The 11,862-nt window shown below is 63.7% G+C and carries 10 protein-coding genes; 3 read left to right on the top strand and 7 right to left on the bottom strand.

What is annotated here, in order from left to right:
- The first annotated feature begins 383 nt into the window (after positions 1 to 383).
- Positions 384 to 1,226, top strand: a complete 843-nt coding sequence (gene zipA / locus RVY79_RS11900) for a cell division protein ZipA (protein ID WP_411161728.1) — start codon at positions 384 to 386, stop codon at positions 1,224 to 1,226.
- Positions 1,227 to 1,350: 124 nt separating this feature from the next.
- Here the strand turns inward: zipA and RVY79_RS11905 are convergent, their stop codons facing one another.
- Positions 1,351 to 2,091, bottom strand: a complete 741-nt coding sequence (locus RVY79_RS11905) for a response regulator (RefSeq protein ID WP_317464405.1) — start codon at positions 2,089 to 2,091, stop codon at positions 1,351 to 1,353.
- Between the two features lie 21 nt (positions 2,092 to 2,112).
- Positions 2,113 to 3,738, bottom strand: coding sequence for a DcuS/MalK family sensor histidine kinase (gene dcuS / locus RVY79_RS11910; protein ID WP_317464407.1), 1,626 nt, complete (start codon positions 3,736 to 3,738; stop codon positions 2,113 to 2,115).
- Between the two features lie 207 nt (positions 3,739 to 3,945).
- On the opposite strand from dcuS, the gene RVY79_RS11915 reads away from it, so the two are divergent.
- Positions 3,946 to 5,262 carry a 2-hydroxycarboxylate transporter family protein gene (locus RVY79_RS11915; protein ID WP_317464408.1) on the top strand — a complete coding sequence of 439 codons (1,317 nt, stop codon included), beginning with the start codon at positions 3,946 to 3,948 and terminating at the stop codon, positions 5,260 to 5,262.
- Between the two features lie 95 nt (positions 5,263 to 5,357).
- Here the strand turns inward: RVY79_RS11915 and RVY79_RS11920 are convergent, their stop codons facing one another.
- From RVY79_RS11920 to RVY79_RS11940, 5 genes are all read right to left on the bottom strand, one after another.
- On the bottom strand, positions 5,358 to 5,627 hold the full coding sequence (locus RVY79_RS11920) for a YheU family protein (RefSeq protein WP_317464409.1): 270 nt from the start codon (positions 5,625 to 5,627) through the stop codon (positions 5,358 to 5,360).
- Positions 5,624 to 7,669, bottom strand: a complete 2,046-nt coding sequence (gene ligA / locus RVY79_RS11925) for an NAD-dependent DNA ligase LigA (RefSeq protein WP_317464410.1) — start codon at positions 7,667 to 7,669, stop codon at positions 5,624 to 5,626. The genes RVY79_RS11920 and ligA overlap by 4 nt, the downstream gene beginning before the upstream one ends.
- On the bottom strand, positions 7,666 to 9,753 hold the full coding sequence (gene mnmC, locus RVY79_RS11930; RefSeq protein ID WP_317464411.1) for a bifunctional tRNA (5-methylaminomethyl-2-thiouridine)(34)-methyltransferase MnmD/FAD-dependent 5-carboxymethylaminomethyl-2-thiouridine(34) oxidoreductase MnmC: 2,088 nt from the start codon (positions 9,751 to 9,753) through the stop codon (positions 7,666 to 7,668). Before mnmC ends, ligA begins: the two co-directional genes overlap by 4 nt.
- A 157-nt stretch (positions 9,754 to 9,910) precedes the next feature.
- Positions 9,911 to 10,210 (bottom strand): YciI family protein, encoded by a 300-nt coding sequence (locus RVY79_RS11935; protein WP_317464413.1) that lies wholly within the window; start codon positions 10,208 to 10,210, stop codon positions 9,911 to 9,913.
- The gene (locus tag RVY79_RS11940; protein ID WP_317464414.1) at positions 10,210 to 10,764 is read right to left on the bottom strand and encodes a septation protein A; all 555 of its coding nucleotides are present in this window, start codon (positions 10,762 to 10,764) and stop codon (positions 10,210 to 10,212) included. Before RVY79_RS11940 ends, RVY79_RS11935 begins: the two co-directional genes overlap by 1 nt.
- 110 nt (positions 10,765 to 10,874) lie before the next feature.
- On the opposite strand from RVY79_RS11940, the gene RVY79_RS11945 reads away from it, so the two are divergent.
- Positions 10,875 to 11,768: a PHP domain-containing protein gene (locus RVY79_RS11945; RefSeq protein WP_317464415.1), complete on the top strand. Its 894-nt coding sequence runs from the start codon at positions 10,875 to 10,877 to the stop codon at positions 11,766 to 11,768.
- The last annotated feature ends 94 nt before the right edge of the window (positions 11,769 to 11,862 follow it).

Here is an 11,862-nt window from a genome sequence, read left to right on the forward strand (position 1 = left end):
GTGTGCGTCGACTCCAGCGCCAGCGCCGCGTTCCGCGCCTCGACCAGGCCGCGCATAGTCAGGGGGCCGAGGGCAGGGACGCCGAGGAAGAGGATCCGGAAAAAGCGGCCCGTGAGGCGGAGGTCCGGCGGGAATTGCCCAATGGAGGTGCGCGTGTCGTGCGTGATGCCACCTTCGATCGTAGCGAGGAGCGTGAGCCGGTACGGCCGGAATCGCCTTTGCGGCAGGAGCGAATTCCCGAGGAAAAGCTCAAACCCAGTGTGCTCAAGCGTAGCCGGGGCAGTGCTTATGAGGACCGTGCGCATCGGGATGCTGAGGCTCAGGAGGGCAAGCGTTCAGGCATGCAGGGCATGAAGGATGCGGTGCGCGCGGGGGCTCAGCGCATGAGTGCCTCGGCCCAGCGCTTCACGGCGTCTCGTGACCACGATGATGAGCGCCTGACGGAAGACGAGCATCCGCATCACGAGCCGACGCTTGAGCCATCATCGGCTCGAGAGACTGCGCCCGACACGGCATCGCGCCCGACAATGGACGAGCCGGCGCAGCATCGCCAGGAGACTGCTACGCGGCGGACAATGTCTGAGGAGTCCCCGGCGGTTCGTGCCACGGACGAAACGGCCGATGAATCACTGCGGCCGGCGTCTACCGAGGAGCCGGCGGACCAACCCGCGCGCGCCGAGGAGCACATGACGCGCCGCGAGGTGGTGACCGATCATCCGGCGGTGGAGCGTGCCAAGCGCAATCCGGTGCATGCCGATCGCGCACGCGAGGCGTTGTCCGACGCCGAGGAAGTCATCGTCATCAGCGTTCTGTCACGCGATGAGGCGGGTTTCCAGGGTCCGGACCTGCTCAATCTGATGCTGGCCTGCGGGTTGCGTTACTGTCATGAAATGGGCGTTTTTCACCGTTTCGAGACCGAATCGGACGACAGTGCCTTGCAGTTCACGATGGTCAACGTGCTCAAACCGGGGGTGTTCGATCTCGACGACATGGACGAGTTCGCGACGCCGGGGGTGACGTTCTTGATGCCGTTGCCCAGCGCGCATGATAGCGCGGCGGCGTTCGAGGCCATGTTCGAAACCGCCATGGTGCTGGTACGTAACCTCAGTGGTGAGCTGAAGGACGAAAACCGCAGCGTAATGACTGCGCAGACGGTGGAGTTCGCTCGGCAGCGCGTGCAGGAATTCGAACGCCGCCATCGCCTGCATCGCTATCAGGCGAATTGAGAGCGCTGGCATCGCGATTCTTGCCTGTTCTTGAAGACGGTTGTTCTTGAAAACGACTGTTCTTGAAAATCAGCGGGGCCCTTCGGGGCCTCGTTTTTTTATCCACCCGACGATGCGGTCGCCGTCATGGTGTCGGGCGGTCGGTCGTGAGGAGTCCTTGCAGCGCGCTGGTATCCAGACAGCGGTAGGTGAACGAGGGGCGTCCCACCTGCCCGTAGTGGAAAGACTCGCCGAGATAGCCGTGCTCGGTCAGGTATTTCAAATACTTGCGCACCGAGACGCGAGACATGCCGGTGGCCGGGATGAGGCTTTCGGTGGTGAAGGTTTCTTCATCGAGGGCCAGAATGGCCTGAGCGATTTGTACTAGCGAGGGTGTCGTCAGCCCCTTGGGCAGCCCATCGCTACGCGTCTGGCGTGGCCTGGCGGGCTGGAAGAGCCGGTCGAGGTCGCGTTGGTCGGCTTGTTCGGGGAGGCGCTCCAGCGTGGCGCGCACGCGTCGGCAGGCATCGACGGCGACCTTGAAGCGCTCGAACTCGAAGGGTTTGACCAGATAATCGCGCACGCCGAGGCGTCGCGCAGCGCGCACGGTTTCGGTCTCGCTGGCGGCGGTGATCAGGATGACGTCGATGTCGCGCCCCAACCGCTGCAGGTAACGGACGATTTCCAGCCCATTGCGACCGCGCAGATAGACGTCGAGCAGGATGACGTCGACGGCGTCGCGTTCCAGCACGTCCAGGGCGCCAGGGACATCACCGCATTGTGCGACCAATGTCACGTCTTCGAGCCGGTTGAGGTATTCGACGTTGAGGCGCATGACCATGGGGTCATCCTCGACGATGAGTACTTGCAGTGGCGTATCGCTCATGCCGGCGTTCTCATTGCTCGCTCATTTCTCAGTGGTGGATGAAACGGGATAAGGCAGGGCGACTTCGATCAGGGTGCCGCGCCCGGGTTCGGAATACAGTGCCAGGGTACCGTCATGTGCTTCGACATGCTCGCGCACCATCGCTAGCCCGAGGCCACGTTGGCCTCCCTTGGAGGAGATGCCGCTGGCGAAGATGCGCTCCCGCATGGATTCAGGGATGCCGGGGCCGGTGTCTTGTACATGCAGTGATAGCAGGGCGGCGTCGACACCCATTGTAAGTGTGACGTGGCGCTCGAACTGCTCGTCGACGGCGTCGAACGCGTTCTCCAGCAGATTGCCCAGCACGATGACCAGCGTATGGATCATGGCGGGATCGCGCGGTACGGGGATGGCGTCCTCGACATCCACCGTCAAGGTAATGTCACGCTCGCGAGCCTCGCTCTGCTTCCCCAGCAGAAAGCCCGCCAGCACCGGTTCGTCGATGCCTTCGACCAGGGCTGTGCCCGGCGCGACTTGATGGTCCGCGACGTCGCGCAGGTAGCGGTGCAATGCGGGATATTCCTCCAACTGCACCAGGCCGAGCATGACATGCAGCTTGTTCTTGAACTCATGCGTCGCCGCGCGCAGAGCTTCGGCGTAACGTCGGACGCCGGTCAACTCCTCGGCGAGCAAGCGCACTTCGCTTTTATCGCGGAAGGTCGCCACCGCACCGATCACCTGGCCCTGGTGGTGAATCGGCATGCGGTTGGCGATCAGTGCCTGGCCGTTGATGAAGACTTCCTGGTCGAGTGCAGCTTCGCCGCTTTGCAACACGTCCGGCAATCCGCTCTGGGGAAGGTAGTCGGTAATGGGTATGCCCAGCGTCGGCGCTTCAAGGCCCGCTTGGTGAAAGAGTGATCGCGCAGCGGCGTTGGTCAGGGTGACATGGCCGGTGACATCCACCGCGAGAATGCCTTCGTGCACCGAGCCGAGGATCGCTTGACGTTCTTCCACCAGACGCGTGATCTGGTGCGGTTCGAGGTCCATCAGCACACGCTTGATGTAACGTGCCAGCCAACTGGCGCCGAGAGAGCCGAGAATCATCAATAGTGCGATGCCCAGCACCATGTGTAGGCGGTTGTCGGCCAGGCGGGCGCCCAGGGTATCTAGCGTCACCCCCACCGAGACGGCGCCGATCACCTTACCGGCAGCATCGCGTACCGGGGCGAATCCACGGATGCTGGTGCCTAGAGTCCCTTCGGCGCGCGACGCGTAATGCTCACCCTGCAGTGCGGGGCCTTCGTCGCCACCCTGGAAATGTTCGCCAATACGGGCCGGGTCGGGGTGTGTCAGGCGAATGGCACGCGGGTTCATCACCACGATGAAGTCCACACCCAGGCGTCGTCTCAAACCATCGATCTCGTGCTGTAAGTCGTTATTAGGAGAAAAATCGCGTCTATCCCCTCGCGCTTGTAACGCATTGACCACACTCCGACGTGATGCCACGACCTGTGCGATATCCGTAACGCGGGCTGCCTGAGCTTTTGCCTGCGTATCGCGCAGGGTGGCATCGAACATCCACAGCGCTACGCTCAGCGTGACGATCACCGTCGAAGCCACGAGCAGCGAGATCAGCACATTGAGACGAACGGTCGGCAAGCGGGGCATGAGCATGGGGCCAATAGAGGGTGATTTTCGACCTTGGTGTAATACCCAAGCGTGACGCGCTATGCCGGACACAAGGCCGTCGTTTTCAATAATTTCAAAACGCTTTAATAAGTTGGCAAAACTTGGTTCACGGTATGTGCGGCTTATCCTCGGCGGCGTTCACGTTCTCCGCCCGCGCGGCGGATTCCAACACATGGGAGCACGCCAATGAATACCAGCGCCGCTACGCAAAACCTGGACGATACCCAGCGCGTTTCCAGCGCGCTAGGTGCGTTGCGCATCTTCGGCATGCCACTGCCGATCTTTTTTATCGCTTTCGCCGTCATGGTCGTCGCCATGTTCACCGATACCCTGCCCAGCGGCATGATCGGTGCCTTGCTGGTGATGATGATACTCGGTGAACTCTTGGGCTTCATCGGTGATCGCCTGCCGATCATCAGGTCTTATCTGGGCGGTGGCGCGATCCTGGCTATCTTCGGTGCGGCCGCGCTGGTGTATGTGGGCTGGTTGCCGGCCGGTATTACCGAGAATGTCACCACCTTCATGAAAAGCGGTGGCTTTCTCAACTTCTACATCGCTGCATTGATTACCGGTAGTATTCTGGGCATGGACTCCAAGGTGCTGGTCAAGGTGGGGTCGCGTTACGCGTTGCCCTTGCTTTGCGCGGTATTCTTCGCGGGGCTGTTTGCCGTGATTGTCGGCGCATTGATGGGCTTTTCGGTACAGGATGCCTTGGTCGTCATTACCCTGCCGATCCTCGGTGGCGGCATGGGCGCGGGCGCGATCCCCTTGAGCCAGATCTACGAGCAGCTTCTCGGACAGCCGGCGAGCTACTACATCTCGATTCTGGTACCGGCGCTGGCACTGGGTAACGTCTTCGCGATCATCATTGCGGGCCTGCTTAACGGGTTGGCCAAGCGCTTTCCGGGGCTGACCGGTAACGGTCAAATGATGCCGGGCGTGGAAATCGAGGAGCGCAAGAGCACCTTCGATCTTTCCAAGTTGGGTATCGGTGTCGTTGCCGCCGTGACGTTCTTCACTGCCGGACAGATTCTGGGTGGCTTTATTCCGCTGCATCCCTATGCGCTGATGATCATCCTGGTCGCCGTGCTCAAGATCGCCAATGTGATGCCCGAAAGCGTCAATGAGTCCGCCTCGCAGTGGTTCCAGTTCGTCGCCAAGAACTGGACCTTCGCGCTGTTGTTCGGGATCGGCATCGCTTATACCGACCTCGGTCAAGTGATCGATGCCATTACCCCGACCTATGTGATGATCGTGCTCGCTGTGGTGGCCGGGGCCGCCTTCGGCGCCGGGCTGGTCGGCAAGCTGGTCGGTTTCTACCCCGTCGAGTCGGCGATTACTGCGGGGCTGTGCATGGCCAACATGGGCGGCACCGGTGATGTCGCGGTGCTCTCCGCGGCCAAGCGCATGCAACTGATGCCCTTCGCGCAGATCTCCTCGCGCCTGGGTGGGGCATTAATCCTACTGCTCTCCAGCATTCTCGTGCCGATGTTCTTCACCTGAAACGATCTTTACCTGGGTCGACATCCGCGAAACGATCAACGGCGCCCCTGGAAGGGCGCCGTTGGCGTTTCATGCTGGGTATGTCGAGAAGTGACTCAGCCTTCTTCCTCGTCGTCGGCTAGCTGGCGTCCGAACGCACGCCATTGTGCCAGCGTCATGACCTCGGTGGTCTCCGTTTGCAGGTCATGGGCGATCAGTAACTCACCGCGCTCGAGCTGGCCTTTGAGCTCGCGTACCCAGGCCGGCATGCCTTCGCCTTCATCGGTGGTGTCATAGCCTTCGCGGGTGACGAAGCCCTCCAGCAATGCATCCAGCGTATCGGCCGGCAGCATGCGGTAGGGCACTTCGATGAAACGTCCGCTCATTGATTTTCCTCCGCGTTTTCCCACTCGGTGAGTCGTTGCAGGAAGGTGTCTTCGTCGAGCACTTCCACGTCGAGTTCGCGTGCCTTGTCGAGCTTGCTACCTGCCGCCTCACCGGCGACCAGCGCGGCGGTCTTCTTGGAAACACTCCCCGAGACCTTGGCGCCCAGCGCCTGCAGGCGCGCCTTGCCTTCGTCGCGCGTCATGCCTTCGAGGGTGCCGGTGAGCACCCAGGTCTGCCCGGCGAGTGGCTGGGGGCGCTCAGCGATGGTTTGCTCGTCCCAAGTGAGGCCAACGGCGATCAGGTCGTCCAGGGTCTCCTGGTTGTGCGCCTGACGGAAAAACGTATGGATATGCCGGGCGACCACTGGGCCCACGTCCTCGACCGCTTCCAGCGCTTCCAGCGTGGCCTCGCGCAGTGCCTGGAGCGTACCGAAATGGCGCGCCAGATTGGCGGCGGTGGCCTCGCCCACTTCGCGAATGCCGATGGCATAGACGAAACGCGCGAGTGTGGTGCGTTTGGCGGTTTGCAGGGCGTTGACCAGATTGTTGGCAGACTTCTCCGCCAGGCGCGGCAGTTCGGCCAGCGCGGCTGCTTCGAGGCGGAACAGGTCCGCCGGTGTCTGGACCCACTCGCGCTCGACCAGCAGATCGATCAGCTTCTCGCCCAGGCCGTCGATATCCAGCGCCCGGCGGCTGGCGAAGTGCTTCAACGCCTCTTTGCGCTGCGCAGGGCAATAAAGGCCCCCCGAGCAACGTGCCGCGACCTCGCCCTCGGCACGCTCGATCTGCGAGCCGCAGACCGGGCACTCGGTCGGCATCTCGATGGCGCGGGTCTCGGCCGGGCGCTGTGCCTCGACGACACCGACAATCTGCGGGATGACGTCACCGGCGCGGCGCACGATCACGGTATCACCGATGCGTACGCCGAGACGTGCGACTTCGTCCATGTTGTGCAGCGTGGCGTTGGAGACGGTGACCCCGGCGACCTGAACCGGCGCCAGCTTGGCCACCGGCGTCAGCGTGCCGACGCGGCCGACCTGGAAAGCCACGTCGTTGAGCGTCGTTATCTGCTCCTGGGCGGGGTACTTGTAGGCGATGGCCCAGCGCGGGGCACGGGCGACGAAGCCCAGCTCACGCTGATCGCGCAGGCTATCCACCTTGAGCACGGCGCCGTCGATGTCGTAGTCGAGCCCGTCGCGCTGCTCGCCGAGGCGGTGGCAAAAGTCGATCACGCCGCGCTCGCTCGTGACGACATCGAGCAATGGGCTGGTGCGAAAACCCAAGCCGCGCAGGCGCTTGAGATAATCGGAATGCGAGCGGGCATCGTCCTCGCCCTCGAGCCGAGCGACCTGATAAGCGCAGAATTCCAGTGGGCGCTGGGCGGCGATCGAGGAATCCAGCTGGCGCAGGCTGCCGGCGGCGGCATTGCGTGGGTTGGCGAAGACCTTGTCGCCCTTCTCTCGGGCACGTTCGTTGAGCGCTTCGAATCCGGAGTGGCGCATGTAGACCTCGCCGCGCACCTCGATCAGCGTGGGCACTGCATCGCCGCGCAGCTTGAGCGGAATGGAGCGCACCGTCCTCAGATTGAGCGTTACGTCCTCGCCGGTACGCCCGTCGCCGCGTGTAGCGCCCTGCACCAGTTGACCGTTCTCATAGATCAGCGCCACGGCCAGGCCGTCGAGCTTGGGTTCGCAGCAGAACGCGAGCGTTTCGCCGTCGCGTTCGAGCTTGTCTGCGACGCGTTTGACGAAGGCCGCAAGCTCCGCTTCGTCGAAGGCGTTGTCCAGCGACAGCATGGGAACGGCGTGGGTCACTTCCTCGAAACGCTCAGCGGGGGCCGCGCCGACACGTTGGGTGGGCGAGTCGGGCGTTACCAGCTCGGGGTGCTCGGCCTCCAGTGACTGCAGTTCGCGCAGCAGTTTGTCGTATTCCGCGTCGGTGATCTGCGGCGCATCTTCGACATAGTAATGGTAGTTGGCATCTTCCAACTGCTGTCGCAGGGCATCGGCCCGTTCACGGGTCGCTGGGGAAATCTGGCTCATGGTGTCTCGGTGGTGTTCGGTGACGTCGGGGGTTCGTCGCGCTCGGATGATGCCGACAGTGTAGCGTTTCCGCGGATGATATCGGCAATCAGACGTCTACCGGGGTGGAGATGATCGGCGAGCTCGCGCTCCAGCGGCAAAGGCTCGTCGCACAGCCGTGAGGCGATGACCTCGGCACATAGCGGTGCGCTGGCCAGTCCTCGCGAGCCATGCGCGGCACTGACCCACAGGCCGGGATGGTGGCGGCCCGGCGTATCGGGGACGCGACGCGCATCGCTGCCGAGCACGGCGTAGTCGTCGAGCCAGGCCTCGCGCACGGGTACCGGGCCGGCATAGGGCGACTTGTCCGGACTGGCGGCGCGTAGGCTGACGCGCGCCTCGCAGGCCGCGGGATCAAGCGTGGCACCAGCGGCGCGTAGCGCCTCGGCGAAGGCGGGCAGGGTGGCCTCGAATTCGGCCAGATTGCGGGCGTGGTCGGCCGCGCGCGGCGTGGTATCGGTATCGCCGGGGGCAAACGTCGCTCCTAGGCTCAGAACACCGTCCAGGGCCGGAGAGACATAGCCTCCCGCGCAGACCACGCGGGCCAACGTTGGCGCGCCGGGCGGCATCGGCAGATGGGTGAGCTGACCACGAATGGGCTGGAGCGGAAGTCCCGCCAGGGGCCCCAATGCGGGGGCCTCGTGGGCAGTGGCGACGACCACCTGATCGGCCTCGAGCGACGAGCCGTCGGCCAGCGCGATGCGCCATCCGGCGTCGTCCGGGTTGCGCTCGAGCGTGCGTGCCTCGCCCTGATGGAAGGTAATCCCCGGGTGGGCGGCCAGGTGGCGGCAGAGCGCATCGGGACGCACCCAGCCAGCCTGAGGGTAGGCCAGTCCCGAGGCGTTAAGCGGCGTCTCGGCGTCATGGCTCGCGGCGGCCTGATCGATGCCCTGGACCACGCTCTCAGGCAACCTGTGATGCTCAAGAAAGCGCTGTTGTCGTTTGGCCTCCTTGGCGTCGAGGGCGAGTTGCAGCACGCCGCAGTCGCTCCACAACTGACGCCGCTCGGGGTCGAGCGTGACCAGCCAGCGCCGGGTGTGCAGTAAGCCGGCAAGGTAGACGCGGCTTTGCGAATTGGTTTCGGCGGCCAACTTGACGTAAAGCGCCCCCTGACGATTGCCGGAAGCGCCCGCACCGGTATGGTCACGTTCGAGCAGCGTGACGTGAACACCACGCCGCGCCAGGGCGGCGGCCACGCTGGTGCCGGCGAGTCCCGCGCCGATGACCACCACATGCCGCGCAGGGGACGCCTCGGGCGGCGTGTACCATGGCGTCGCTGCGCGCCGTGTGTCATGCGGCGGCTCGGCGATTTCGCCACACAGCATCTCGCGTTTGCGTCCATACCCCGGCGCCTTGCGCCAGGCGAAGCCGGCAGCGCGTAGGCCGCGTTTGACCACGCCAGCGCAGGTGAAGGTGGCGAAGCTTGCCCCCGGGCGACTGACGTTGGCCATGGCCTCGTAAAGCGCCGCTTGCCACATGTCGGGATTGTTGGCCGGCGAGAAACCATCCAGAAACCAGGCATCCACACGGCCATCGAGACGCGATAGGCGCTCGGCGGCGTCGCCGAAGTGCAGGTCCAGCGTGACGCGCTTGGAAAGCCAGAGCCGGTGCACGCCGCTGAGCGGTTCAGGCCATTGATCGATCAGCGGGCGAGCATGCGTGGCGAGATCGGGCCAGATCGCCAGTGCCCGCGCCAGGGCGTCGCGCGGGAGCGGATACTTCTCGGTGGAGACAAGGTGCAGTCGCGCCTCGGCGGGGGCGTGTTGCTCGAAACATGTCCAGGCGCAGAGCATATTGAGGCCGGTGCCGAAGCCGGTTTCGCCGATCACGAAGGGACGTGCTTCCCGCCATGCGGCGAAGCGCTCGGGCAGTCGGTTACCCTCGAGAAAGACATGCGCGGTCTCGGCGCGGCCGTCGTGACGCGAGAAATACACATCGTCGTAGACGCTGGAATAGGGCGCGTCGCTAATGTCGTCGGCGCGCCATTCCAGGTCGGGTGCGCTCAGCGCGGTCAGCGGCGGCAAGGGAGACGGAGGGGGCGACATGGCTCTCGGCAAAGGCGTGAAGACTGGTTAAAAATTGATCGAAATTGGCAAGGCGGCGTGGTGACCGCCATCGAGAAAGGCGTCCGCCGCCTTTTAACAGTGTTATCCACACCTGGTGTGCATAAAGGCTCGTAGCTCCGGGTGTGGATAAACGCGTTTACGGTAATACCTTCTTGAACGGCTTGACCGTGACCTTGGCGTAGACGCCGGCGATCACGAAGGGATCGGCATCGGCCCAGGCCTGGGCTTCATGCAGGTTGTCGAATTCGGCGATCACCACGCTGCCGGTGAATCCGGCCTCGCCCGGGTCGTTGGCATCCACGGCGGGGTTGGGGCCGGCAAGCACCAGGCGCCCTTCGTCGCGGAGTTTCTCGAGACGCGCCAGATGATCGGGACGCGCCGCCTTGCGGCGTTCGAGGCTGTCTTGCACATCGTCGCTAACAATCGAGTAAAGCATCAGACGTTATCCTTACGGTGAGTGTCGCGGGGCATGTGACGGGCCAGATAAATGCCCTGGCCGATCACGAACAGCAGGGTCAGCCCCAGCATGCCGAACAGCTTGAAGTTGACCCAAGTGGCCTCGTCGTAGGTCTTGAAGACATATACATTGATCGCGCCCAGCGCAATGAAGAAGAGCGCCCAGGCGAGGTTGAGGCGGCGCCAGGTGGCGGCGGGGAGCGTCATGGCCTTGCCCATCATACGCTCCACGAGGGTCTTGCCACCGAATAGAGGCGCGATCAGAAACGCGAAGGCGAACAGCCAGTTGACCACGGTCGGCTTCCATTGGATGAACGCCGCATTGTGAAACAGCACGGTTGCCCCACCCATGACGACGACCAGTACCAGGGTCACAAGCTGCATTTTTTCCACACGGCGGTAGCGCCACCACATGAAGGCGACCTGCAGCAGCGTGGCGGGAATCAGCACCAGTGTGGCGAGCAGAATATCGCCGCTGAAGTGATACACCGCGAAAAACAATACGATGGGCAGGAAATCCAAGAACATTTTCATCAGCGAGCATCCTGTGAGGTGCCGACGCGGCACGGGAATTGACCCAGCGCAGCGCGAGCGAGCACTATGGCGGGCCTATTCTGACAAAGACGCCGCACCGCGTCATGCCCATGAGCCAACCCTTACCCCCCTTGCCCGATACCTTCGATGCCGATCTTGGCCTCGACCTGCACATGCATTCGACCGCCTCCGATGGTGCGCTATCGCCCCAAGCGTTGACCGACGCCTGCCATGCCAAGGGTGTCACGCGATTTTCCCTGACCGATCATGACACCGTGGCCGGTGTTGCCGAGGCCCAGCGCCATGCTGAAAGCTTGGGCATGCGATGCCTGGCGGGTAGCGAGTTGTCCACCTTGTGGCGCGGTATCGGCATTCACGTGGTGGCGTTGTTGCCCGAGGGTGCCAGTGGTGCCCTGGTCCCTGGGCTCGAGACGCAGGCGCAAGCCCGTGTGGCACGCGCCGAGGAAATCGCTCACCGCCTTGAGAAAATCGGCCTCGACGACGCCTTGGCGCGTGCCCGTGAGCAGGCCGGCAGCGAGCGGCCCCTGGGGCGTCCGGATTTCGCCAAGGCCCTGGTGGCGGCGGACGTTGTGGCGGATATGCCGACGGCCTTCAAGAAGTATCTGGGTGCCGGCAAGGCCGGTGACGTGAAGACCCATTGGCCGTACCTCAGCGAGGTGGTCGAATGGATTCGCGACAGTCAGGGCATCGCGGTGCTGGCGCATCCGCTGCGCTATCGCCTCACGCATCGCAAGCGCAGCCAACTGCTGGACAGCTTCCGCGAGGCCGGCGGCGAGGCCGCCGAGTTGATCAGCGGGCATCAAAACGCCGACGTGGGGCGTGACCTGGCCCGCCAGCTCGAAGCGCGCGATCTCATGGGGTCGCAAGGCAGCGATTTTCACTATCCGGGGGGGCCGTTGGCGCCGGGCGTGATGAGTGCGCCGCCACGTTGTTCGGTGACGCCGGTGTGGCGTCACCCCAGGCTTGCGAGATTTGCCGCGTAAGGTTATTGCTGGGCAGGAGGCACGCCGTGCGGCCCAGCGCCTTCGCTACTCAGCACGTTCGGGCCTCGGTTCTTCCGGTTCGTTCTTCCGGCCC

Origin of the sequence: Chromohalobacter sp. HP20-39 (genome assembly GCF_033052815.1) — a bacterium.
GTDB lineage: Bacteria > Pseudomonadota > Gammaproteobacteria > Pseudomonadales > Halomonadaceae > Chromohalobacter.